This is a genomic window from Novosphingobium arvoryzae (genome assembly GCF_014652615.1).
In the GTDB taxonomy this organism is placed as follows: Bacteria; Pseudomonadota; Alphaproteobacteria; order Sphingomonadales; family Sphingomonadaceae; genus Novosphingobium; species Novosphingobium arvoryzae.
In genome coordinates, this window is sequence record NZ_BMZD01000001.1 from 455,079 (window position 1) to 478,162 (window position 23,084).

Annotated in this window: 19 protein-coding genes; 7 read left to right on the plus strand and 12 right to left on the minus strand. The window is 66.7% G+C overall.

What is annotated here, in order from left to right; translation table 11 throughout:
* Positions 1-40 precede the first annotated feature (40 nt).
* Positions 41-1,393 carry an MFS transporter gene (locus IE113_RS02180; RefSeq protein WP_189538754.1) on the minus strand — a complete coding sequence of 451 codons (1,353 nt, stop codon included), beginning with the start codon at positions 1,391-1,393 and terminating at the stop codon, positions 41-43.
* A 243-nt stretch (positions 1,394-1,636) separates the two neighbouring features.
* Here IE113_RS02180 and IE113_RS02185 point away from each other — a divergent pair, with 243 nt between their 5' ends.
* On the plus strand, positions 1,637-2,479 hold the full coding sequence (locus IE113_RS02185; protein ID WP_189538755.1) for an alpha/beta fold hydrolase: 843 nt from the start codon (positions 1,637-1,639) through the stop codon (positions 2,477-2,479).
* 124 nt (positions 2,480-2,603) lie between these two features.
* Positions 2,604-3,362, plus strand: coding sequence for an IclR family transcriptional regulator domain-containing protein (locus tag IE113_RS02190; RefSeq protein ID WP_189538756.1), 759 nt, complete (start codon positions 2,604-2,606; stop codon positions 3,360-3,362).
* Positions 3,363-3,370: 8 nt separating this feature from the next.
* Here IE113_RS02190 and IE113_RS02195 read toward each other — a convergent pair whose 3' ends face one another.
* Positions 3,371-4,018, minus strand: a complete 648-nt coding sequence (locus IE113_RS02195; protein WP_189538757.1) for a TetR/AcrR family transcriptional regulator — start codon at positions 4,016-4,018, stop codon at positions 3,371-3,373.
* A 90-nt stretch (positions 4,019-4,108) separates the two neighbouring features.
* A complete protein-coding gene (locus IE113_RS02200; RefSeq protein ID WP_189538758.1) occupies positions 4,109-4,531 on the minus strand; it encodes a MarR family winged helix-turn-helix transcriptional regulator in 423 nt (140 codons plus the stop codon).
* Between the two features lie 166 nt (positions 4,532-4,697).
* Between IE113_RS02200 and IE113_RS02205 the strand changes: the two genes are divergently transcribed.
* Complete coding sequence (locus IE113_RS02205) at positions 4,698-6,611, plus strand: FAD-binding monooxygenase (protein WP_189538759.1); 1,914 nt, start codon at positions 4,698-4,700, stop codon at positions 6,609-6,611.
* Here the strand turns inward: IE113_RS02205 and IE113_RS02210 are convergent.
* The 3 genes from IE113_RS02210 to IE113_RS02220 are packed head-to-tail and all read right to left on the minus strand — an operon-like array spanning position 6,608 to position 12,033.
* A complete protein-coding gene (locus IE113_RS02210) occupies positions 6,608-7,831 on the minus strand; it encodes a TolC family protein (protein WP_189538760.1) in 1,224 nt (407 codons plus the stop codon). The genes IE113_RS02205 and IE113_RS02210 overlap by 4 nt on opposite strands.
* A gap of 5 nt (positions 7,832-7,836) precedes the next feature.
* On the minus strand, positions 7,837-10,941 hold the full coding sequence (locus IE113_RS02215; protein ID WP_189538761.1) for an efflux RND transporter permease subunit: 3,105 nt from the start codon (positions 10,939-10,941) through the stop codon (positions 7,837-7,839).
* A 6-nt stretch (positions 10,942-10,947) separates the two neighbouring features.
* Positions 10,948-12,033, minus strand: a complete 1,086-nt coding sequence (locus IE113_RS02220; protein ID WP_189538762.1) for an efflux RND transporter periplasmic adaptor subunit — start codon at positions 12,031-12,033, stop codon at positions 10,948-10,950.
* Positions 12,034-12,140: 107 nt separating this feature from the next.
* Between IE113_RS02220 and IE113_RS02225 the strand changes: the two genes are divergently transcribed.
* Together IE113_RS02225 and IE113_RS02230 are read left to right on the plus strand one after the other, a co-directional pair.
* Complete coding sequence (locus tag IE113_RS02225) at positions 12,141-12,797, plus strand: response regulator (protein ID WP_189538763.1); 657 nt, start codon at positions 12,141-12,143, stop codon at positions 12,795-12,797.
* A 2-nt stretch (positions 12,798-12,799) separates the two neighbouring features.
* A complete protein-coding gene (locus IE113_RS02230; protein WP_189538764.1) occupies positions 12,800-14,146 on the plus strand; it encodes a sensor histidine kinase in 1,347 nt (448 codons plus the stop codon).
* On the opposite strand, the gene IE113_RS02235 is transcribed toward IE113_RS02230, so the two are convergent.
* Complete coding sequence (locus IE113_RS02235; RefSeq protein WP_229822085.1) at positions 14,143-15,444, minus strand: L,D-transpeptidase family protein; 1,302 nt, start codon at positions 15,442-15,444, stop codon at positions 14,143-14,145. The two genes, IE113_RS02230 and IE113_RS02235, sit on opposite strands and share 4 nt — an antisense overlap.
* Positions 15,445-15,499: 55 nt before the next feature.
* On the opposite strand from IE113_RS02235, the gene IE113_RS02240 reads away from it, so the two are divergent.
* Positions 15,500-15,946, plus strand: a complete 447-nt coding sequence (locus tag IE113_RS02240) for a murein L,D-transpeptidase catalytic domain family protein (RefSeq protein ID WP_229822087.1) — start codon at positions 15,500-15,502, stop codon at positions 15,944-15,946.
* Here the strand turns inward: IE113_RS02240 and IE113_RS02245 are convergent.
* The 4 genes from IE113_RS02245 to IE113_RS02260 are packed head-to-tail and all read right to left on the minus strand — an operon-like array spanning position 15,943 to position 19,616.
* Positions 15,943-16,854 (minus strand): ketopantoate reductase family protein, encoded by a 912-nt coding sequence (locus IE113_RS02245; RefSeq protein ID WP_189538766.1) that lies wholly within the window; start codon positions 16,852-16,854, stop codon positions 15,943-15,945. The two genes, IE113_RS02240 and IE113_RS02245, sit on opposite strands and share 4 nt — an antisense overlap.
* The gene (gene dmpG / locus IE113_RS02250; RefSeq protein WP_189538767.1) at positions 16,854-17,894 is read right to left on the minus strand and encodes a 4-hydroxy-2-oxovalerate aldolase; all 1,041 of its coding nucleotides are present in this window, start codon (positions 17,892-17,894) and stop codon (positions 16,854-16,856) included. The genes IE113_RS02245 and dmpG overlap by 1 nt, the downstream gene beginning before the upstream one ends.
* Positions 17,891-18,832 (minus strand): acetaldehyde dehydrogenase (acetylating), encoded by a 942-nt coding sequence (locus tag IE113_RS02255; protein ID WP_189538768.1) that lies wholly within the window; start codon positions 18,830-18,832, stop codon positions 17,891-17,893. The genes dmpG and IE113_RS02255 overlap by 4 nt, the downstream gene beginning before the upstream one ends.
* Before the next feature lies 1 nt (position 18,833).
* Positions 18,834-19,616: a 2-keto-4-pentenoate hydratase gene (locus IE113_RS02260; RefSeq protein ID WP_189538769.1), complete on the minus strand. Its 783-nt coding sequence runs from the start codon at positions 19,614-19,616 to the stop codon at positions 18,834-18,836.
* Between the two features lie 85 nt (positions 19,617-19,701).
* Between IE113_RS02260 and IE113_RS02265 the strand changes: the two genes are divergently transcribed.
* Positions 19,702-20,460, plus strand: coding sequence for an IclR family transcriptional regulator (locus IE113_RS02265; RefSeq protein WP_189538770.1), 759 nt, complete (start codon positions 19,702-19,704; stop codon positions 20,458-20,460).
* Between the two features lie 25 nt (positions 20,461-20,485).
* Here IE113_RS02265 and IE113_RS02270 read toward each other — a convergent pair whose 3' ends face one another.
* On the minus strand, positions 20,486-23,077 hold the full coding sequence (locus tag IE113_RS02270) for a transferrin-binding protein-like solute binding protein (RefSeq protein WP_189538771.1): 2,592 nt from the start codon (positions 23,075-23,077) through the stop codon (positions 20,486-20,488).
* Positions 23,078-23,084 lie beyond the last annotated feature (7 nt).

Genomic DNA, 23,084 nt, shown 5'->3' on the forward strand with positions numbered 1-23,084 from the left:
GGCGCGGACCGGGCGTCCGTAGTTTGGACAAGCCCGCCGCTCAGGCGGCGGGCCGTTCGCCGTCCGTCTGGGTGGTGGTCACGGCGAGCGTCTTGCGGAAGCTCTCCGGCGCGAGAAGGATCGCCAGGATCGAGATCACGCACAGCGCGATGAAGAACACGCCGACATTGGTCGGATCGGTCCCGCTGCCGCGCATCAGCAGCCAGGTGGCGACCAGCGGGGCGAACCCGGCGCTGATCGTGGAGCCGACCTGGAACGTCACCGCCATGCCGCTGTAGCGGATGTCGGCGGCGAACTTTTCGCCCAGCCACGCGCTCAGCGGGCCGCCCATCATCGCGTGGATCACCGGGTTGGCCAGCGCCAGCCCCAGCAGCAGCGCCCAGGCACTGCCCATCGTCAGCAGGTGGAAGATCGGGAAGATCAGCACCATCCCGGTCACCGCGCCCGCCAGCATCACCGGCTTGCGCCCGATCCGGTCAGACAGGATCGCGAAAGCCGGGATCGCGAAGATGTGGATCACGTTGACGACGGTCAGCAGCCCCAGCGCGGTCGATTGCGCATGGCCGCCCACGTTGATCGCGTAGTTGACCATGAACGTGGCGGTCAAGGTGGTCATCGCAAGACAGGCCAGGCTGCCCAGCACGCCGTTCAGCAGCGGCCCCGGATAGCGGCGCAGCACGACCAGCAGGGGGATTTCCTGCTTCTGCTGGGCCTGCTGCTTGCGCGCTTCCTGCATCGCCAGGAAGTCCGGCGTTTCTTCCACCGAACTGCGCAGCCACGCGGCCAGCACCACCAGCACCGCGCTCAGCAGGAAGGGAATGCGCCAGCCCCAGGTCAGGAACTGGTCCTGCGCCATCGCCGCGAACGGCATCAGCGCCAGCGTGGCCATGACCGCGCCCGATGGCGCACCCGATCCCACGATCGAAGCCGCGAACCCGCGCGATTTCTTGCCTGCGTGCTCCATCGACAGCAGCGTGGCCCCGGCCCATTCGCCGCCCACGGCAAAGCCCTGCACCAGCCGCAGCGCGATCAGCGCCAGCGGGGCGGCAATCCCGATCATCTCGTAGGACGGCAGCAGCCCCATCAGAAAGCTGGACACGCCCATCAGGTAGAGCGTGATCATCAGCATCTTCTTGCGCCCGATCCGGTCGCCATAGTGGCCGAAGAACACCGCCCCCAGCGGCCGTGCGACATAACCCACCGCCAGCGTGGCGAACGAGGCCAGCGTGGCGACCTTGGGATCGAGCGCGAAAAAGACTTTCGGGAACACCAGCGTGGCGGCGATGCCATACAGCAGGAAGTCATAGTATTCGACTGCCGAGCCCAGATAGCTCGACCACATGGCGCGGCGGCGCATGACCGCTGCTTGCGGCAGATCTGCCGGTTGCGTCATTGCTGTGTTCCCTCTCCCATTGCCGATCCCGGCCCGTCTTCACCCCGGTCCCTGGTATCGCATTTTTGTTGAACCATCATTCTGGAACCTGCTATCGTCATTACACGTTCGGGGGTGATTGTCACCTTGCGTCTGGGTTTTTTGGACCCGCGTTTCGGGCCTCTGGCCAGCGCAGACCGGCAATCCGAACGAAAAAACAGCAACGCGTCCGTTTTTCGGACATGGGTAAGGGAGAGGGATATCATGGTCGATCCGACCTTCGAAAGCACCAGCAAGCAGGTTCGCACCAAGAACTGGGACATCCATTACAATGAGTGCGGATCGGGTCATCCGCTGGTGCTAGTGCATGGCGGCGGACCCGGCGCTTCGGGCTGGTCCAACTATAACCCCAACATCCCCTACCTGTCGCAATTCTTCCGCGTTATCGCGGTGGACCTGCCGGGCTGGGGCCGTTCGCAGCCGGTCGCCTATGAGAACCGCGACAATTCCGGCGCGCTGGCCGAACTGCTCGAAACGCTGGGAATCGCCCGCGCTGCGGTGGTCGGCAATTCGATGGGCGGCGCCTCGGTCATCCGCCTGGCCTATGAGCGGCCGGACCTGGTGTCGCACCTCATCACCATGGGCTCGCCCTCTGGCGTGCCGGGCATGTTCGAGGCCGCCGGCCTGACCGAAGGGGTCAAGGTGCTGGAGCGCGCCTATTTCGAACCCAGCCTGGAAACGATCCGCGCGCTGACCAACATCATGACGTTCGACACCTCCAATGTGACGGACGAACTGATCCAGGAACGCCTGAACAACACGCTGGCGCAGCGCGCCCACGTCGACAACTGGATCGGCGGGCACGGCAAGGGACCGATGGTGCGCCTCAACCAGGAGATGATCCCGACCATCAAGGCGCCGACCCTGCTGATGCACGGCCGCGACGACCGCGTGACCCACTTCACTCACGCCATCCGTCTGGCTGGCATGATCCGGGATTCGCGCGTGCTGATCGTCAACCGCTGCGGGCACTGGCTGCAGCTGGAGCATGCCAAGGAGTTCAATTCGATGGTGCACCGCTTCCTGGATGACAATCCGGACGGCTGACCCCCGCCAGCTCAACAACGGGCGCGCATCATGGCCAGGGTGATGGTATGATGCGCGTCCCGGGTCTGCATGGCACACCATAAAAAAAGGGACCTGACACCGGGGGCATGGCGGGAGAAGGCAAATGGCAATTGACGGGCGGTTGCTGACGGTCATCGAATCGATCAACGAGCTGGGCATTTGCACGGTCGTGGACCTGCACCGGGCCACGGGCATCTCGCGGCCGGCGGTGCACCGGATTGTCGAAAACCTGTGCAGCTTCGGCTATCTGGAACGGGTCGACGGGCACAGCTCGGTCCGGCTCACCTCGCAGATTCTGGCGCTGAGCGCGGGATACAAGCCCGAACACCGCATGGCGGAGCAGGCCATGCCGGTGCTGCAACAGCTGCAAAAACGGATTCGCTGGCCGCATACTTTCACCACGCCCGAAGCAGACATGATGGTGATCCAGGCGACCACCCGCCATCATAACCCGTTCGTGTTCGACCGCGGGCGGACCGGCCTGCGCCTGCCGATCCTGTCCACCGCCACGGGCTGTGTCTATCTGGCGCACTGCGGCGCGGAGGAGCGTGAAGCGATCCTCGCCCGGTTGCAGGCGCACCAGGTGCGCGACGAGACGTTCGACCAGACGTTTGAAGACATGCTTGCCGCCGCGCGCGACCGGATCGCGATTGCCGCGGAAAAGGGCTATGCCCTGCGCTCTGGCGGCGAACCGGAACGGACCACCACGATCGCGGTGCCGGTCATCGTGTTTTCCACGGCGGTCGGCGCGCTGTGCACCTCGTTCCCGACTTCCGCGATCCCGCTGGAGGAAGCCTGCACGAAGTATGTGCCAGAGTTACAGGACGCGGCGCGCAGCATCGCCGCCCTTTTCGAGAAATAGACGGCGCGTCAGAACGCTTCGGGTGGTGCTTCCGCCAGCGCGATCAGGCTGATGCCCGCCATGCGCAGATAGCCGGGCAGGGTATCGCCTGATGCATTCATGATCAGGTTGCCGTCGGCGCAGACCAGCGTGAACTTGCCCAGCTGGAAGGCGCGATCGGGGCAGCGCTCCTGCAACTCGGCCGGCAGGGTCTGGCGATACCACGAGGTGTATTCTTCCATCACCGCCTGCCGCAGGTCCAGAAAGCGCTGGCGCGACACCTGCTCGCGCACCGACTGGTCGACGCTGAGGATCACGCCCAGCCGCCAGAAGTCCTGCGTGATCAGCGCCTCGTTTTCCGGCGCGCGGCAATAGATCCGCTCCAGGTGCTGACGGGTGGTTTCCCCCGGCAGCGGGCGGCGCTTGCGATGGAATTCCGCCAGCCATTCGCGGCTCTGGTCCATCAGCGAGGCAAACAGGATGTCCTTGCTTTCGAAATGCCAATAGACGCTGCCGGTCGGCAACTGCGCCTTCAGCGAGACGCGCGGAATGGTCGTGCCCTGATAGCCGTATTCCTGCGCCACCTGCAGCGTCGCCTCGAGGATCTTCTGCCGGTTCGCGGCCGACGTGCGGTGTTCTCCGCGCTGCCGCTCCCGCTTCTTGGTTTCTACTTCCATCTCAACTCCCTCGAGCCGCAAGGTATTACCGCGCCGCCATGCCTTGGCAATGGCAACACGCGGCGCGGGCGGCATTTGTTGGCGGCGCGCTCATTCGGCCGGGATCGCGGAGCGGGCCAGCGCCATGAAGGCGGTGCGCTCGTCCGGGGCCAGATTGCCCAGGATTGCATTCTGCGCCTCGCGCACGATCGGCAGCAATCGCGCGAACGTTTCCTCTCCCAGCGGGGTCAGGCGCAGCACGCGGGCGCGGCGGTCGGCATCGTTGATGGCGCGTTCGACCAGACCCTTGGACACCAGCCGGTTGATCACTTCGCCAATGGTCGGGCGGTCATAGGCGATCAGCGCTGCCACTCCGGCCTGGTCGATGCCGGGGTTGGCCTTGATCGCATCCAGCGCGGCGAACTGGACCGAAGTTATGTCGAACCCGGCCTCGCGGGTGCGGGCGGTGTAAACCTGGGTCGAATGCTGGTGCAGCCGGCGGATCAGGTGGCCAGCCATGTCCAGTGCCTGCATCGCGCGAAATCCCCTGCCGCGCAGGGAACCGCCCCCGCGCCGCCCTGCGGGGTAGCCGAGTTTCGGCGAATTAGAAAGTTCACTTATCTTTTCGATTGACTCAAATTGATAAGTGCACGTATCAATTCAGCGAGAGCGCCAGGGCGCAGATGCAGGGAGAGTGGCGATGCAGTTTCATCTCGATGGGTTCCGTCCGGGCGATCCCGATGTCCACGCGCCCGCGGCAGACTTGCGCGACCGCAGCGGCCCGCTGCCTGAAACCATCGACGTGCTGATCGCGGGCTGCGGCCCGGCGGGGCTGTGCCTTGCCGCGCAGCTCTCGCTCGAACCGTCGATCCGCACCATGATCGTGGAGCCCAAGCTGACGCCGATGGAAAAGGGCCAGGCTGACGGGATCAACGTCCGCTCGATGGAAATGTTCCAGGCGTTCGGCTTTGCCGACAAGGTGAAGCGGGAATCGGTCTGGATCAACGAGACGACCTTCTGGAGCCCGGACCCTGCCAACCCCGGCCATATCCACCGCGTCGGGCGGGTGCAGGACGTGGCCGACGGGCTGAGCGAAATGCCGCACGTGCTGATCAACCAGGCCCGCGTGCATGACCTGTTCATGGACGTGATGAAGAATTCGCCGACCCGGCTGGAGCCGGATTACGGGTTGAAGGTGGTGGACGTCGTGGTCGATCCGGCAGCGGACGATTATCCCGTCACGGTTACGCTGGAACGGACTTCGCCAGAGCGTGAGGGCCAGCGCGAAACAATCCGCGCGCGCTATGTCGTGGGCTGCGATGGCGCGCGTTCCAGCGTGCGGCAGGCCATCGGCGGCGCGCTCCACGGCGATGCCGCGCATCAGGCCTGGGGCGTGATGGACATTCTGGCGGTCACCGACTTCCCCGACTATCGCATGAAGGCGATCATCCAGTCGGCGGGCGAGGGCGCAATCCTGGTCCTCCCGCGCGAGGGCGGCTATCTGGTGCGGCTCTATGTCGAGCTGGACCAGCTGGCCGAGGATGAGCGCGTGGCCGATCGCGGAATGGGCGTGGACGACATCATCGCCAAGGCGAAGCGCATCCTGGCGCCGCACACGCTGGACGTGAAGGAAGTGGTGTGGTGGTCGATCTATGAAATCGGGCACCGCCTGACCGACCGGTTCGACGATGTTCCTGCCGATCAGGCCGCAACCCGCGCGCCGCGGGTGATGCTGGCCGGCGATGCCTGCCACACCCACAGCCCCAAGGCCGGGCAGGGGATGAACGTGTCGATGGGCGATGCGTTCAACCTCGGCTGGAAGCTGCGCGCAGTGCTGACGGGCCGCGCCGCTCCCGCGCTGCTCCACAGCTATACCGCCGAACGGCGCGCCGCTGCCAAGAGCCTGGTCGATTTCGACCATCGCTGGTCGCGCGTGGTCGGCAACCGGCCCGAAGACGATACCGACGCCGCAATGCCGCGCGTGCAGCGTGAATTCATCGCCAACGGCGATTTCACCGCCGGGCTGACCGTCTGCTACGAAGCCTCCGCGCTGACCGGGGCGGGGCAGCATCAGGCGCTGGCCACTGGCTTCCCCATCGGCATGCGGCTCCATTCCGCGCCGGTGATCCGGCTGGCCGATGCAATGCCGATGCAACTGGGCCACGTCATTGACGCCGACGCGCGCTGGCGGCTGTTCCTGTTCGCGGGCGCAGGCGATACCGGCCAGCCCGGCGCGCCGGTGGCGCAGCTGTGCGACTTCCTGGAAACGGCGGAGGCATCCCCGCTGCGCCGCTTCACCCGCGCCGGCGAAAACATCGACGCGGTGATTGATGTGCGCGCCGTGTTCCAGCCGGGTTTCCGCGATCTGGTCTATCCGGCGATGCCGTCGCTGCTGCGCCCGCACAAGGGGCGCTATGGCCTCTGCGACTATGAAAAGGTGTTCTGCGCCGACCTCAAGAGCGGGGACGACATCTTCACCATGCGCGGGATCGACCGGGCGGCGGGCTGCGTCGTGGTGGTACGCCCGGACCAGTACGTCGCGGAAATCCTGCCGCTGGACGACCACGCGGGGCTGGCCGCCTTCTTCGCCGGGTTCCTGCTGCCGACGAGCTAGTCAGCCAGCCACAGCTCGTGGCTGTCGATCCGCAGCTTGGTGATCGCGCGCACCGCTTCGGTGCGCGCGGACGCCTCGATGCGGAAGGCATCGTGGACCATGCGTTCACCCAGCAGCAGGTCGGCCAGGTCGATCTCGCCCAACTCGTGCCCGCGCCGCAGCTTGCCCAGCGCGGCCATCTGCGCCTCCACCGTTTCGCGCGCGCGGTGCCATGCGGCCAGGCGATAGCGCGCCTCGGTCACATCGGCATCGGCGGTTTCCTGCACGGCAAAGCGCGCCAGCTGCTCCTCGGCGCGCGCGGCTGAAGCGCTGGCTCCGGCCTCTTGGGCCAGTGCCTTGCGGTGGCTGCCGCCCAGTGGCACCGAAAACACCACACCCGCCCCGCGCTCGGCCCCGCCGCGCTCGGAAAAGACCCGCAGGCCGACGGACGGGTCGGCCAGCCGGTCCTTGCTCGTGCGGTCGGCCACGGCGGCCATGCGCCGGGCCTCGGCTTCGGCGGCGGCGATTTCATGGCTGTTGGCGATCACCAGGTCGCGCAGCTGTGACAGGCGCGCCTCGGCGATCTCGGGCATCGGCACATCGGGGGCTTCCACCGGCAGGGGCAGGGCGGGGAAGTGGTTCGCCAATCGGCTCCGCGCCAGCGCCGCCATCCCGCCGGACTGTTCCGCCGCCAGCCGCGCCGCCGCCAGCGCGGCGCTGGCCTGGTCTACGTCAAGTTGGGCCGCGTCACGCAACTCGTGGCGCCGCTTGATCGCCTTGAGTGCCGCTGCGTAATTGGTCACGGCGGCGGCATCGACCCGCGCCTGCGCTGAGGCGGAGAGCCAGTCGAACCAGTGCCCGGCCAGCAGCAGCGCCGCCTGATGGCGCGCATCCTCGGCCAGATTTTCCGCTGCCTCCACGCCGAACGCGCCAATCTCGCGGTCCAGCCGCCCCTTGCCGGGCAGGCGCAGCGCGCGGCTGACTTGCGCGTCATATTCGTCGAACTTGCCTTCGCGGTCGACCGAGCGGCGGATGTAGCTGCCGGAAAAAGTGAACTCATGCGGTCCCGCGCGCAGTCCGTTCGCGCGGGCGCGGGCGGCCTCGGTCCGGGCGCGGGCGGCCTGAACACTGGGATGTTCGTCCAGCGCGCGGCCAATCGCCGCGTCATCCGGCAGGCCGGGTTCGGCAGACAGCGGCGCGGCCAGCGCCAGCAATGGCAGGATGAAGATCAGGGCGCGCATGGTTATCAGTCCTTCACCGGATGCAGGGCATCCCCCGCCTCGCGCTCAACCGCGCTTTCCCCGAACCGTTCATAGAGGATCGGCAGCAGCACCAGCGTCAGCAACGTGGCCGACACCAGCCCGCCGATCACGACGATTGCCAGCGGCTTCTGGATTTCCGAACCGGGGCCGGTCGCGAACAGCAGCGGGACCAGGCCGAAGGCGGCGATGCTGGCGGTCATCAGCACCGGTCGCAGCCGCCGCTCGGCCCCGCGCCGCACGGCTTCGCTCAGCGGCAGGCCGCCATCGCGCAGCTGGCGGAAATAGGTCACCATCACCAGCCCGTTGAGCACCGCGATGCCCAGCAGCGCGATGAAGCCGACCGCTGCCGGGACGGAGAGGTATTCGCCCGACACCGCCAGCGCGATCATCCCCCCGACCATCGCGAAGGGAATGTTGGTGAGGATCAGGGCCGAAGCCCGCACCGAACCCAGCGTGAAATAGAGGATCGCGAAGATCAGCAGGATCGAGATCGGCAGCACCACCATCAGCCGCGCGGTGGCGCGTTGCTGGTTCTCGAACTGCCCGCCCCATTCCAGCCGATAGCCCTGCGGCAGCTTCACGTTGGCGGCGATGTCGGCCTTGGCGTCCTCGACATAGCCCACCAGATCGCGGCCCGAAACGAAGGCCTGGACCATGGCAAAGCGCGAACCGTTTTCATGCTCCAGCTTCACCGGTCCTTCGACTTGCGCCACGCGGGCCACGTCGCTGGCGCGAACCAGCTGGCCCGATGGCGCGCGATAGACCAGATCGGCAAAGTCCTGCGCGCTCAACTCGCGCGCACCATCGCCGCGTAGCACGATCGGCACGCGGCGCACGCCGTCCGCGACGATTCCCGCGCGCACGCCTTCCACCTGGGCGCGCATCATGGTTTGCAGGTCGGCCACCGGCATGCCCACGCGGCCGGCGGCGACCGGATCGATATCGACCAGCAGGTAATCGACCTGATCGTTCGCCACGGTCATCGCCTCGCTGGTGCCATCGATGGTTTCCAGCCGCTTCTGGATCTCGCCCGACAGCCGCGCCAGCTCGTTCAGGTCCGGCCCGAACAGCTTGATCGCCAGGTCCCCGCGCGCGCCGGTCAGCATTTCGGCGGTGCGCATCTCGATGGGTTGGGTAAAGGTCGGTTCGATGCCGGGGAACTGCTCCATCACCTTGCGCAATTCATCCACCAGCCATTGCTTGTCCTGAACCCGCCATTCCTCGCGCGGTTTCAGCTTCAGGAAGCTGTCCGTCTCGTTCGGGCTCATCGGGTCCAGCCCCAGCTCGTCCGATCCGACGCGGGCGATCACGGCCTCGACCTCTGGCACTTGCGCCAGGATCGCGCGCTGCACTTTCATGTCGCCTTCGACGCTGTGGTTGAGCGAAATGGACGGCAGCTTGCTGAGCTGGACGATGATTGAGCCTTCATCCATCACCGGCAGGAAGGTCTTGCCGGTCATGCCATAGGCCCCCGCAGCCAGAGCAAGGCTGAGGCCCGCCAGCGTGAAGACCCGCTTCTGCCGGTTAAACGCCGCGCCCAGCAGCGCCGCATAGCGCGGGGCCAGCTGGCGCATCAGCCAGGGTTCGTGATGGCCCTGCTTCACCTTCAGCAGATAGAACGCCAGCACCGGCACCAGCGTCAGCGACAGCACCAGTGCCGAGGCGAGCGCCAGCACGATGGTCAGCGCCACGGGGGAGAACAGCTTGCCTTCCAGCCCCTCCAGCGTCAGCAGCGGCAGGAACACGATGGCGATGATCGCCAACCCGGATGCCACCGGCTTGGCCACTTCGGCCGAGGCGAGGAACACGTTGCGCAGTTTGCTGCTGCTGGCATGGCTCTTGTCGGACAATCGCTCGACCACGTTTTCGACGACCACGACCGCCCCGTCGACCAGAATGCCGACGGCAATGGCCAGCCCCCCCAGGCTCATCAGGTTGGCGGTGAGGCCGATGGCGCGCATGAAGATGAAGGTCAGCAGCGCCGCCATCGGCAGCGCCAGCGCCACGATTACCGAGGCGCGCAGATCGCCCAGGAACAGCAGCAGCAGGATCACGACCAGGATCGTCGCTTCGACCAGTGCGGATTCGACCGTGCCAACGGCGGACCCGATCAGGTCCGACCGGTCATAGAACACATCCACATGCATGCCCGCGGGCAGGCTGGGCTTGATCTCTTCCAGCCGCTGCTTGACCCCGTCGACCAGTTGGCTGGCATCCGCGCCGCGCAGGCCGATGACCAGCCCTTGCACCGCCTCGCCCTTGCCGTCCTTGCTGACCGCGCCGTAACGGGTCAGGCTTCCGGTGCGCACGGTGGCGACATCGCCGACCCGCACCACCGCGCCGCCATCGGCCCGCACGACCACGGCCGCCAGATCCTCCAGCGTTCGGATCGCGCCGGTGGAGCGGACGATCAGCGCTTCCTCGCCAGCGGTCAGGCGGCCCGCGCCGTCGTTGTGGTTGTTCGCTTCGATCGCGGCGATCAGGTCGGCCGTGCTGAGGCCCGCCGCCGCCAGCGCGCTGGCACTGGGGGCCACTTCAAACGTTTCGGCATAGCCACCCAGCGAATTGACGTCCGCCACGCCGGGCACGGTGCGCAGAGCGGGGCGGATCGTCCAGTCCAGCACGCGGCGTTTTTCGGCCAGCGATTGCGGCCCTTCCAGCGTGAACATGAACAGTTCTGACAGCGGCGTGGAAATCGGGGCCAGCCCGCCTTCGACTGTTGCGGGCATATCGCCCAGCGCTGCGCCCAGCCGTTCGGCCACCTGCTGGCGCGCCCAGTAGATGTCGGTCTTGTCCTTGAAGACCACGGTGATGTCGGCAATCGCGTACTTGGCGACCGAGCGCAGCGCGGTCTGTTCCGGGATGCCCAGCATTTCCATTTCGATGGGGGTGACCACCCGGCTTTCGACCTCTTCCGGGGTCATGCCCGGAGCCTTCAGGATGATCTTGACCTGTGTGGTGCTGATGTCGGGAAAGGCATCGATCGGCAGTTTCAGGAACGACCACGCCCCCAGCCCGGCCAGCAGGACCGCGATGCCAAGGACCGCGAGGCGCAGGGACAGCGCCTTTTCGACAAGGGTGCGCAGCATGGCCGGTTACTCCGCGTTCATCGCCTTGAGTTCCGCAATGCTGCTGGCTGCGACCGTTTCGCCCGCCTTCAGCCCGTTGGCGATCACGGCCTGCCCGCCGCCCGTGGCGGCGACCGTGACCTTGCGCGGCTTGTAGGTCTTGCCCTCGGCCACGAAGACATGGTCTGCCCCGCCGATCTTGATGACGGCCCCGGCCGGAACCGCCACGCCGCCACTGTCCTGGCTACCCAGGATCGTCACGCTGACATTGCGTCCCGCTACAATGCCGGGCGCCGCGCCGATGCTGGCGCGGGCCATGACGGAGCGGGTGGCGGGATCGATCGACGGGCTGACGGCCAGGATCTGCCCGGCCACCGGCAGCGCCTTGGCGCCATCGCTGGCGGGCAGGCTGATCTCCACGCCCATGCCCGGGCGCACCGCGCGGGCCAGCCGTTCGGGTAGTTGCAGTTCCACCTGATAGGCACCTTCCGCCTCGATTACGAAGGGCGCGTCGGTGCCGTCAACCGGGCCGCCGGTGGCGGGGCCTACGTGGGCGACGCGGCCGGTGATGGGCGCGCGCAGGGTCATCGTGCCATCCGCGCTGACCCCGCCGAGCGCGACCAGCCGCCGCTGTTCGGCCAGGCTGGCGCGGGCCTGCGCCAGCGCGGCACGGGCTTCGTCCGCGCGGGCCTGGGCAATGATCCCTTCGCTGGCCAGCTGGTTCAGGCGGCTGGCGCGGGCCTCGGCAAGCGTGACTTCGGACTGCGCGCGCACCAGCTCGCCCCGGATCTGGACCGGCTCTGCCGCGCGGACCAGCGCCAGCGCCTCACCCTGTCGCACGGCCTGTCCTTCGATCACGAACACGCGCACCGCCGCGCCGGGGAAGGGCGCGGTGACCGCCACGCGCGCTTCGGGTGGCAGGGTGACAGTGCCTGGCACGCTGCCAATGGGAATGCTGCTGACCGCCACGGCCTTGACCGCCTTGATTTCCAGCCCGGCGAGCGGATCTGCGCTGGCCGAGGCCTGCGCATCGGGCGCGGCGGAATCGGAACAGGCGGACAGCGCCGCGAGCGCGGCGAACAGGACGGTCGAAAGGAGCGAGCGCTGGGTCATGCTGCCCCCATGGCGAACTTTGCTGACAATAACTTGTCAGTTTGCCAGCTTGTTGTCAGTTTTGTGCGCGATGGCGCGTCATTCCGCGTGCCCGATTGAGAAGCCCGATGCGCCTGCTGCTTGTCGAAGACGATGTCGAACTGGGCCGCCGGTTGAGCGAACGGCTGCGCGCGGCGGACTTCGCGGTCGAACTGGCGACCAGTCGCAGCGTGGCAGAGGACTGGCCCGATGTGGATCAGCTTGGTGCCATTATCCTCGACCTTGGGCTGCCCGATGGCGACGGGCTGGACCTGGTGCGGCACTGGCGCGGGGTGCGGGTGGAAACCCCCATCGTGATCCTGACCGCGCGGGGCAGCTGGCAGGACAAGGTAGAGGGGCTGAACGCCGGGGCGGACGACTTCGTGGTCAAGCCGGTGCGGTTCGAGGAGCTGCTGGCCCGGCTCAACGCGCAATTTCGCCGCCAGCACGGTTCGCGCAGCCCCGCCATCGCGGCTGGCGACCTGCGGCTGGACCCGCTGGCGCGCACGGTGGAACTGGCCGGGCAGGGACTGGCGCTCAGCCGCCAGGAATTCCGGCTGCTGCACCTGTTCATGCGCCGCGCGGGGCAGGTGCTCTCCCAGGCGGACATCATGGACGACCTATACGAGCTGGACCGCGAGCGCGAACTCAACACGGTCGAAGTGCTGGTCGGCCGTTTGCGCCGCAAGATTGGGCGCGGGCGGATCACCACCTTGCGCGGCATGGGTTACCGGTTCGAACGATGATGATGCGTCCGCCCCTGCCGGGCAGCCTGCGGCTGCGGTTCCTGCTGGCGATCACGCTGTGGGTGGTGCTGGGTGTCGGCGCGATCTGGTTTTCCGCCGTGGGCATTTTCCGCACCCACGTGGAGCGATCCTATCACGAGGAACTGGAAGTTCACGTCCGCGAACTGGGGCGGTTGACCGCGCTGGCGCCAGACGGACGGATCGTGCTGACCCGGCCCCTGTCCGACCCGCGCTATGAAGAGCCGCTGTCCGGCTTTTACTGGCAGGTCACCGCCGATGGCCGCGCGCCGCTCAAGTCCGGCTCGATGACGCGCGGCAGCCTCGACGAGCACATCGCCCACTCGCCGGAAATCCTGCACACGCTGGACAATGGCCCCACCGGCCCGGCGATCACTTATGGCTTCACCCGCACCGGGCCGCGCGGAGAGGACATCCATTTCGTCATCGCCACCGACCAGCGCGAACTCGACCGGCTGGTGAACAGCTTTACCCGTGACCTGACGCTGTGGCTGGTGGGGCTGGGGGCGCTGTTGCTGGCGACCGGGCTGGCGATCATCGGGTTCGGGCTGCATCCACTTGACCGCCTGTCGCGCGCCATCGGGCGGCTGCGACAGGGCGAGGCGGTGGAACTGGAAGGGCGCTATCCGGTGGAGATCGCCCCGCTGGCGGCGGACCTTAACGCCTATATCCGCCAGAATTCGGATATGATCGCGCGGGCGCGGGTCCAGGCGGGCAACCTGGCGCATTCGCTGCGCACACCGCTGGCGATCATCACGGACGAAGCGGAGCGGCTGGCCGAGCGCCCCGACAGCGCGGCGGCGGGGCAAGTGCTGCTCGATCAGGCGGGGGCGATGGAGCAGCAGATCGAATACCAGCTCGCCCGCGCCCGTTCTTCCGCCGGACAGCCTGCCTCGGGCCGGACCACGCGCCTGCCCGATGTGGCCCTGCCGATCCTCAAGGCAATGGAGCGGCTTCACCCGGGCAAGCACTTTCGCCTGGCCGTGGGCGGTTGCAGCGGGACGGCACTGCCGGTCGATCCGGTGGACTATGCCGAACTGCTCTCGATCCTGCTCGACAACGCGGGCAAGTGGGCCAGCGCGGAGGTCGTGCTGGCCTTCACCTGCGCCGCCGATGGCGCGATCACGGCCACGATCAGCGACGACGGGCCGGGTATCCCCGCGCCGGAGCTGGCGCGCGTGTTCGATCTGGGCGTGCGGCTGGATCCCGCCGTGCCCGGCTCAGGGCTGGGGCTGGCCATCGCGCGCGACCTTGCCGCAACGCTGGGACTGCGGTTGGACCTCACCAACCGGGCGCAAGGCCTGATGGCCGAGGTCCGCTTTACTCCCTAGATTCCGCAAGTTTCGCCTGACGGCGGAGCGGCGGGAACGCGCGCATCGCGGCGATAGATATCCGGTGCGATGGTAACAGTGCCGTCCGCGCCGGGAGCAGCGGTGAAATAGGTGATGTAAACCGGCAACGGCTGGGGCAGGTCGATCACCACGGATTGGCGCGACTGCACGATGCGGTCGATTTCCGCCCTGGTTTTTACCCCTTCCAGCAGGGTGGTGGCAAAGCCCAGGGCATCGCCGGTGCGAATGCAGCCGTGGCTGAATGCGCGCACATCGCGTTCGAACAACTGCTTGCTGGGCGTGTCGTGCAGATAGACGCGGTAGGGATTGGGCATGACCAGCTTCATCTGCCCCAGCGCGTTGTTCGGCCCCGGCTTCTGCCGCCATTGACCGCCCAAATAGACATAGCCCTGGCTGGCCGGAAAGCGCCCGCGTTTTTCCCGCACGATACTGGCCGGGATATTCCACCACGGGTTGAGATTGACCCCCGTCACGGTTGCCGCGAATACCGGGGTGGGGGTGGAGGTCTTGCCGACGATCACCCGCCACGTGCCCGTCTGTTTGCCGCCGCGCCACAGGCGCGCCTCGAACGTGGCGGTGTTGACCAGGATATAGTCCGTTCCCAGCGAGCGCGGCAGCCAGCGCCAGCGCTCCATGTTGCGGGCCAATGCCAGCTTTCGATCCGGGTCCGTTTCACGCGCATAGGCGGCGCGGAGCGCCGCATAATCAGGATGGGCCGGGCGCAGCGCGGCAAAGAACGTGGCGAGCCCGTCACCCGCGCGGGCGCGCTCCAGCCAGCCAGCCAGGTCGGTGGTGCGATCAGTATCGGCAATTTTCCAACCGATGCGCTGTGCATCGGTGGCCGTGCCCAACAGGTGCGCGCGGGCCAGCCTTAGCGCCAGCGTGGTTGCCGCTGCATCCAGTTCCGATCCCGGGCCTTGCGCCAGCGCCCGATCAAATTCCGCCGTTGAGAATACTGGCAAAGCATCTTCCAGTGATGACGCAGATAATTGACGCAGTTGACGCGCTTGTTCGACGTTCCATTCCGCGGCTTGCACATGCGGCGCAGTAGCAATTGAAATGATTGATAAAAAAGCTGCGCCGAAAGAAGTTTTTTTATGCATTTTTTGATTCAGCCATTTGAATTTTGTCATGACCAGCCCCAGATGCCTGTCAAACAATAAAGCGGGTTTGCACGGCATGACAATGAACAGACGTCGATTTATCGGCGGACTTGGCCTGGGTGCGATCGGGCTTGCCGCCTCTCCCACCTTTGCCACTGTCCGGCTGGATACCATGCCACCTCTGCTGGCGCGGGCAAGGTCTGCGCTGATTACGCACGGAGGGCGGGTGTTGAATCGTGACTGGGTGGGGCTGGTGGATTTCAGCGCGCCGTCCGGGCAGCCGCGCTTCCAGATCGTCGACATCAACAACGGCCGGGTGCTGACCAATCTGCTGGTTGCGCATGGGCGCGGGTCCGATCCGGGCAACACCGGCGTGCTCCAGCGGTTTTCCAACCGGGCCGGGTCCAACGCTTCGTCCGGGGGCGCCTTCCTGATCGGGGATACCTATTTCGGCAAATATGGCCGTTCGCGCCGGGTCCACGGGCTTGAACCGCAGAACGATCAGGCCTTTGCCCGTGCCATCGTGATCCACAGCGCCGATTACGTCAGCGACAACATGGCCCGCGCATCGGGCCGGGTCGGCCGCAGCCTGGGCTGCTTTACCGTGTCGCACGGGGATATTTCCGAAGTGCTGGCATTGCTGGGGCAAGGCCGGCTGTTGCTGGCTGATCGCTAGACCACGTGCAGCCGCGCGTGGATCATGGCGTCCAGCTGGCGAAAGACCATCGGGGTAAAGCCGTAGCGCTCCGCCAACCGGGGGACGGCCCCCGTCAGCGCGGCGTATTCGCTGCGTCGCCCGGCAAGCAGGTCGCGCTGGAACGATGTGGTGGCCTCTGGCGGAAACGTGCCGACGAAGGCCATGGTTGCGGCAATGTCCGCCGCGTCGAGTTGCACCCCGGCCAGGCGGGCCAGTGCGGCGACTTCCGCCATCGCCGCGCGCAGCAATGCCTCTCCCCCGGGGTGGGCGCAGACCTGCCCGGCGGGCACGCCCAGCGCGCAGGCGGTGCTGCCAAGGCAGGCCGCCAGCATGAACTTTTCCCACAGTGCGCGGACAATATCGGGGCTGGCAGTGGCAGCAATCCCGCTACCCGCCAGTGCTTGCAGCACCAGCGCTTCGGCCTGATCTGCCGCGCCGTGGGTGCAGCCCAGCAGGATCGACGGGGCGACGCCAACGTGGCGCACGGCATCCCCGTCCAATTCGAAGAATCCGTGCATTCGCCCGGCAACGATGGCTGCGCCGGGCAGGATCGCCGCGGCCTGTTTGGGCGCTTCAACCCCGTTCTGCAGGGTCAGCATCGCGCCGCCGGGGGCGAGTTTGCCGTGCAGTGCGGTGAGGGCTTCGGGCAGGTCGGGAGTCTTGACGCAGCAGATCGCCAGATCGAACGGACCAGCCAGATCGTCCGCCGCGCACACGGGAACGGCTTGTTCCCAAGCGCCGCTGTCGCTGATCATTCGCACTGGCTCAGTGCGTAGCAGCGCGAGGCGTCCGCCCCGCGCTACCAGCATTACATCGGCGCCAGCGCGAGCGATCCCGGCGGCGAGCGCGCTGCCAATCGCGCCCGCGCCGATGACCGCAATGCGCATCAGCCGACGGCGGCGTCGCGCTGCTTGACCAGGTCGAGCGCGATGTCGACGATCATGTCTTCCTGACCGCCAACCATCTTGCGACGGCCCACTTCGGCGAGGATCGTGCGGGTATCGACGCCATAGTCGTTCGCGGCCTTTTCGGCGTGGCGCAGGAACGAGCTGTAGACGCCCGCATAGCCCAGGGTGAGCGTTTCGCGGTCCACCCGCACCGGGCGGTCCTGCAAGGGCCGCACAAGGTCTTCGGCGGCGTCCATCAGCGCGAACAGGTCGCAGCCGTGGTTCCAGCCCATCCGGTCGGCTGCGGCGATGAACACTTCGAGCGGGGCATTGCCCGCACCCGCGCCCATGCCCGCAAGGCTGGCGTCGACGCGGATCGCGCCGTTTTCCACCGCGACCATCGAATTGGCGACGCCGAGGCTGAGGTTGTGGTGAGCGTGCACGCCGCGCTGGGTTTCGGGCTTCAGCACGCGGTCATAGGCTTGCAGCCGCGCGGCATATTCGCCCATGTTCATCGCCCCGCCGCTGTCGGTGACGTAAACGCACTGCGCGCCGTAGTCTTCCATCAGCTTGGCCTGCTGCGCCAGCGCTTCGGGGCTGGTCATGTGGCTCATCATCAGGAAGCCGGACACGTCCATGCCCAGGTTGCGGGCGGCTTCGATGTGCTGCTTCGACACGTCCGCTTCGGTGCAGTGGGTGGCGATGCGGACCGACTTCACGCCCATTTCGCAGGCATGCTTCAGATCGTGCACGGTGCCGATGCCGGGCAGCAGCAGCGTGGTCAGGATGCTGTGTTCCAGCACTTCGGCGACCGCGCCGATCCAGTCCCAGTCGGTATAGGCGCCAAAGCCATAGTTGAAGCTGGAACCCTGCAACCCGTCACCGTGGGCGACCTCGATCGCGTCCACCTTGGCGCGGTCCAGCGCGCGGGCAATCGCCTGCACATGGTCAAGGCCATACTGGTGGCGGATGGCGTGCATCCCGTCACGCAGGGTGACGTCCTGGATGTAGAGCTTGGTCTGGGTCGGATCGAAAGTCATGCCGCTGCTCCCGCGTAGTGGCGTTGGGCGATCTTTTCAGCCGTCTTGAGCGCGGCCGAAGTCATGATGTCGAGGTTGCCGGCGTAGGCAGGCAGGTAATGCGCCGCGCCTTCGACCTCCAGGAACACCGAAACCTTGAGGCCGGTGTATTCTGCGTCCATTTCAGGGATGCGCAGCGGGCGGTTGGAGCCGATGTGCTCAAACTGCACGTCCTGCTTCAGGCGATAGCCGGGGACATAGGTCTGCACTTCGGCAACCATGTCCAGCACCGACTGGCGGATCGCGTCCTGATCGCCGTCCTCGCACAGGCAATAGACGGTATCGCGCATGATCAGCGGCGGTTCGGCCGGGTTGAGGATGATGATCGCCTTGCCGCGCGTCGCGCCGCCGACGTCCATGATCGCCTGGCTGGTGGTTTCGGTGAACTCGTCGATGTTGGCGCGGGTGCCGGGACCGGCGCTCTTCGACGAGATCGAGGCGACGATTTCGCCGTAGTGCACCTTGGACACGCGGTTGACCGCCGCGACGATCGGGATTGTCGCCTGCCCGCCGCAGGTCACCATGTTGACGTTCAGCGCGTCGAGGTTGGCATCGCCGTTGACCGGGGGGACGGTGAACGGGCCGATGGCCGCCGGGGTCAGGTCGATCATGCGCTTGCCGGCCGCCAGCACCAGTTCGCTGTTGCGCTTGTGGGCATAGGCGCTGGTCGCGTCGAACACGATGCCGATATCGGCGAACTCAGGCATCTTGATCAGCCCGTCGATCCCCTCGGCGGTGATCGGCACGCCCATCCGCGCGGCGCGCTTCAGGCCATCCGATTCCGGATCGATGCCCACGAAGGCACCCATTTCCAGCACGGAGGACAACCGCATGATCTTGATCATCAGGTCGGTACCGATGTTGCCGGAACCGATGATGGCTACTTTCGTCTTCGTCATGTCACGCATTCCCGTAAGTGAAGCTGCATTCGCCGATCCCGGCGACCTTGGTGCGAACCACGTTGCCCGGCTGGAGCGAAACCATCGGTCCCAGCGCCCCGGCCAGCAGCACGTCGCCCGCCTTCAGCGGCTCGCCCCGCGCGGCCAGCGTGCGGGCCAGCCAGGCTGCGGCGTTGAGCGGGTTGCCGAGCGCGGCCGCGCCGATCCCGGTGGAGACGACTTCGCCGTCAAACGTCATTTCCATGGCCGCGCCTTCGAGGTCGAGGCCGGCCAGCGGCAGCCCCTGTTCGGCCAGCACGAAGAACGCGGAGGAGCCGTTGTCGGCCACGGTATCGGCGAAGGCGATCTTCCAGTCGGCAATGCGGCTGTCGACGATCTCGATCGCGGCGTGGACCGTCGCCACGGCGGCGGCGACGTCTTCCGGCGTGGTGTCGGGCGAGGGCAGGTCGGCGGACAGCACGAAGGCGATTTCCGCCTCGGCTTTGGGCTGGATGCACTTGGCCGCATCCAGCACGCCGCCATCGGCCACGCGCATGTCATCGAACAGCACGCCGAAGTCCGGCTGGTCCACGCCCAGCTGTTCCTGCACGGCCTTGGCGGTCAGGCCAGCCTTGCGGCCGACGATGCGGCGGCCCTGCGCTTCCCAGAAGCGGGTGTTGATCGTCTGCACGGCATAGGCGCCGACGATGTCGACCGGGTCCAGCCCGTCGCGCATCGGGGCAATCACACCGTCGGTATAGGCCGCGCGCAGCCGGCGGGCGAGATCGTCATGGGTGATGGTCATGCGAGTCCTCTCTCTCGATTTGATGGCTGGTCTAGGCCCGGTTTCCCGCTTGCGCCAGACGGGGGACTGGCTATCATCTCATATAATGAGACGTGGCACCCCCACCCTGACTTCGCTCTCGCGTTCGCTGGCGATGCTGGAAGCCGTGATCGCCGACGGCGGTGCGCGCAGCGTGGCCGCGATCGCAAGGGACCTGGGCGTGCCTGCGGCGACTGCCCATCGACAGATCCATTCGCTGGTGGAGGAGGGCTATCTCGCCCGTCACGGCCGGGGCGGGCACGTGGCGGGGCCGCGCCTGCTGGGCCTGCTGGGGCGGCTGGATGAAAAGCAGGTAATCGCCAATGCAGCCGCGCCAGTCCTGCACAGTCTGGCCGCTGAACTGGGCTGTGTGATCCAGCTTGGCACCTTGGAGGGCGACATGGTGACCTACCGGATCAAGACCGGGCAAGGCGCGGGCAACCTGTTCACGCGGGTGGGCATGCAACTGGAAGCCTATTGTTCGGGCATCGGCAAGATGCTGCTGGCCCACCTGCCGGAAGAACAGCAGCGCGCCTATCTGGCGGGCGGGCCGTTTCCGGCGCTGACGGCCAGGACCATTACCCAGCCCGAAGCCCTCGCGCAGGAGCTGGAGCGAATCCGCCAGCAGGGGTTCGCGCTGGATGACCATGAAGTGGCAGACGACCTGTTCTGCGTGGCCGTGCCGATCCGGCAAGATGGCGGGCGGGTGCTTGCCGCGATTTCGATTACCCAGGCGGGCACGCCGGTTCATTCGACCGAGATGCTGGTGCCACGCCTGTCAGCCGCAGCGGCAGAGATCGAGCACACGGCGTTCGGGCGAGCCTGACACTCAGGCCCGCCCGTCCGGCCGATCAGTTCTTCTTGCCGACTGTCACGCCCGCATAGGTCGAATTGCGAGCGGCCTGACCGGTCGGCGAATTGAGCATCAGCGTGAACGCCCCCGCCCATTCTGCCGCGTTGGCGCCAAAGAACATGCCGTTCAGGAAGCTGTTGCTGCTGACATTGGTGCCCGTTCCGCGCAGCGAAAACGTATTGCCCACCCCGCAGCCAGGGCAGACCCCGGCCAGCGACCCGCTGTAGATGAAGTCACCCAGGCTGGTCGCGGCATTGGTGGTCACATCGGTTGCGGTCAGGCTGAGCGTGGCGCTGCCCGTGCCGCTGCCGAAGTCGGCGGTGAACTGGCTGGTGCCCGAAAGCGAGGCTTCGTTCTGGGTGTCGCCATTGCGGCCGTAACCATAGACGACGCCGGAGTAGCTGGCCGTGCCCGACTTCGGGATCTGGAAGCTGGGAGTCAGCCCGCCGAACGGCACGTAATAGCGCGTCTTCACCTGTCGCCCATCGATCGTGTCGGTTCGTACGACCTCTGCGAAGCTGGTGTAAGTCAGCGCGATGGCGGTGTTGCCGCTGCCGGGACGGAACACGCGCGCGGTATAATCGGAGCCACGATAGACATCGAATACGGCCGTGCTTTCCGACGCCTTGTAATCCGCCGCGGCCAGCGTCTGGGACAGCTGCTTGGCGCTGCCGAAATTGGTGCCGGTCGTCTTGGACGTCAGCACATAGGACTTGTTGGTGGGGTCATACGTGACTTCGATATTACGGTCGGCCAGCACCTGTTCCGCCGGGCTGAGGCCATCGACGACGTAATACTGCGCCGACCCGCCCGCCAGCGTGGTCGTGCTGGTCAGACCGGGCAGGCCAACCTGCGAGGCGCCGGTGTCGCTGCCGCGTCCGCCGGCCAGCGTGGCCGCCATGATTGCGCCGCTTGCGCTGCTGGCCTGGATCACCGCGCCGATCTGTTCGGCGGCAGGGCCAAAGAACTTGCCCTTCCAGCTGCCGGAATAGTCGGTCGTTCCGTCGAACGCGATCGACCCGTTGAAGTCATTTGCACTGGACGACAGCGTGGCGCTGCCCGACCAGCTGCCGGTGTCGGTCTGGGTTCCGGGCATCCCGGCCCCGGTTCCGGGCACGGCATTGCCGACGATATAGCTGCCCAGCGTGGAGAGCGCTCCGGTCTGGAAGTTGACGTTCACGCTGCCGTTGCCGTTCACGCCCTGAAATTTCGAACCGTTGGCGGCGATCCCGCCGTTCAGGAACACGCTGAATGCTGCCGTTCCGGTGCGCGGTACCGCCGCAGTGCCCGTCGGGAAGCCGTAGACATAGGCGTCGAGCTGCCCGGTGCTGGTGCGCCGGTCGATCAGGATGCCGGCGCGCAGGTAATCGCCGCTGGTGTAGATTTCATACGACAGCGGCACATTGCTGCTGCGGGTCGGCTGCATGAACCGGCCGTCGGCTCCATAGAGCCAGTAGGGCGCGCCGTTCTCGCCCTGATAGACCACGTTCAGTCCACTGCCCTGGGCCACGCCCGACAGGTTGCCGGCTCCGTCCAGCGTGCCCTTGGCCGAGGCCGACAACGGCGCAAAGAACTGGTCGGTCGCTTGAGCGCCAAAGCTGGTCGAGGTGTTGACCCCCGTCGTCCCGCGCGTGCCATAGAGCACGCCCGATGCGGCAACGTCCGAGCTGGGGTTCTGCGAAAAGGCCGCGCCGACTTCTTCCGCACCGGGGCCGAAGAACGCGCCGTGCAGTTCCCCCGTGCCCGAGCTGCTCAGCGCCATCTGGCCGATGAAGCTGTTGGCCGACTTCGACAGGAAGGCATAGGCATTCCAGTTGTAGCCGCTGGCGCGCTGGCCGGTTTCGACGTTGGTTTCGTCGTAGAACCCCTTGCCCGCGATCCCGCCCGAGGCGAAATCGACCGAGAGCGTGCCGCTGCCGCCCAGCGCATAGATGTTGGTGCTGAACGTGCGCGCGCCCAGCAGTTTCACGTCAAAGCTGGCAGCACCGGTGCGCGGCAGGCTGCCATCGGAGGTCTGCACACCATAGGCAAACGCGGTGAAGCGTCCGTCGATGGCGGTCGTGCCGTTGACCTGGCGTTGCCACACGCCGGCGCCGACATAGCGGGTCTGTCCGGCAGCGGTGCCGGTCGTGGTCAGCGAGAGGAAGTCGGTGGTGGTGCCGGACGTGACCTTGAACGTGGTGATCTGGCTGTTCGACTGGGTCGCATCGATGTTCGATTGCAGGAACGTGCGCGAGCGGGTGCCATCTGACACCGTCCACGACTGGTTGGTCGAATCGTAGGAGACGGTCAGTGGCAGGGTCGAGGCGGAAGTCGAAACTGCCGCGCCATTGGTGGGCGCCGTGATCGTGCCCACCGAGGCAACGTTCTTGAACGATTCGCTTTCCAGCGGCGCGATCAGATCGGTGTTGGGCGTCGGGGTGGGGGTCGGCGTCGGAGTCGGCGTGGGAGTTGGTGTCGGGGTGGGCGTGGGTGAAGGGCTGGGGGCAGGTGCGGGCGTGCTGCTGACCCCGCCGCCGCCGCAGGCGGACAGCGCCAGCGCCAGGCTGAGAGCCACGACGGTGCCGAGTTCGATTTTGCGGTTCTTCATACTGTCC

What these genes read in the sequence shown, in the direction of transcription:
- IE113_RS02190 (WP_189538756.1), top strand. Translation starts at nt 2,604, where the DNA reads ATGGCAATTGACGGGCGGTTGCTGACGGTCATCGAATCGATCAACGAG.
- IE113_RS02180 (WP_189538754.1), bottom strand. Translation starts at nt 1,393, where the DNA reads ATGACGCAACCGGCAGATCTGCCGCAAGCAGCGGTCATGCGCCGCCGC.
- IE113_RS02205 (WP_189538759.1), top strand. Translation starts at nt 4,698, where the DNA reads ATGCAGTTTCATCTCGATGGGTTCCGTCCGGGCGATCCCGATGTCCAC.
- IE113_RS02225 (WP_189538763.1), top strand. Translation starts at nt 12,141, where the DNA reads ATGCGCCTGCTGCTTGTCGAAGACGATGTCGAACTGGGCCGCCGGTTG.
- IE113_RS02270 (WP_189538771.1), bottom strand. Translation starts at nt 23,077, where the DNA reads ATGAAGAACCGCAAAATCGAACTCGGCACCGTCGTGGCTCTCAGCCTG.
- IE113_RS02265 (WP_189538770.1), top strand. Translation starts at nt 19,702, where the DNA reads ATGAGACGTGGCACCCCCACCCTGACTTCGCTCTCGCGTTCGCTGGCG.
- IE113_RS02210 (WP_189538760.1), bottom strand. Translation starts at nt 7,831, where the DNA reads ATGCGCGCCCTGATCTTCATCCTGCCATTGCTGGCGCTGGCCGCGCCG.
- IE113_RS02260 (WP_189538769.1), bottom strand. Translation starts at nt 19,616, where the DNA reads ATGACCATCACCCATGACGATCTCGCCCGCCGGCTGCGCGCGGCCTAT.
- IE113_RS02245 (WP_189538766.1), bottom strand. Translation starts at nt 16,854, where the DNA reads ATGCGCATTGCGGTCATCGGCGCGGGCGCGATTGGCAGCGCGCTCGCC.
- IE113_RS02255 (WP_189538768.1), bottom strand. Translation starts at nt 18,832, where the DNA reads ATGACGAAGACGAAAGTAGCCATCATCGGTTCCGGCAACATCGGTACC.
- IE113_RS02185 (WP_189538755.1), top strand. Translation starts at nt 1,637, where the DNA reads ATGGTCGATCCGACCTTCGAAAGCACCAGCAAGCAGGTTCGCACCAAG.
- IE113_RS02230 (WP_189538764.1), top strand. Translation starts at nt 12,800, where the DNA reads ATGCGTCCGCCCCTGCCGGGCAGCCTGCGGCTGCGGTTCCTGCTGGCG.
- IE113_RS02200 (WP_189538758.1), bottom strand. Translation starts at nt 4,531, where the DNA reads ATGCAGGCACTGGACATGGCTGGCCACCTGATCCGCCGGCTGCACCAG.
- IE113_RS02195 (WP_189538757.1), bottom strand. Translation starts at nt 4,018, where the DNA reads ATGGAAGTAGAAACCAAGAAGCGGGAGCGGCAGCGCGGAGAACACCGC.
- IE113_RS02220 (WP_189538762.1), bottom strand. Translation starts at nt 12,033, where the DNA reads ATGACCCAGCGCTCGCTCCTTTCGACCGTCCTGTTCGCCGCGCTCGCG.
- IE113_RS02215 (WP_189538761.1), bottom strand. Translation starts at nt 10,941, where the DNA reads ATGCTGCGCACCCTTGTCGAAAAGGCGCTGTCCCTGCGCCTCGCGGTC.
- IE113_RS02235 (WP_229822085.1), bottom strand. Translation starts at nt 15,444, where the DNA reads ATGGTATCCAGCCGGACAGTGGCAAAGGTGGGAGAGGCGGCAAGCCCG.
- dmpG (WP_189538767.1), bottom strand. Translation starts at nt 17,894, where the DNA reads ATGACTTTCGATCCGACCCAGACCAAGCTCTACATCCAGGACGTCACC.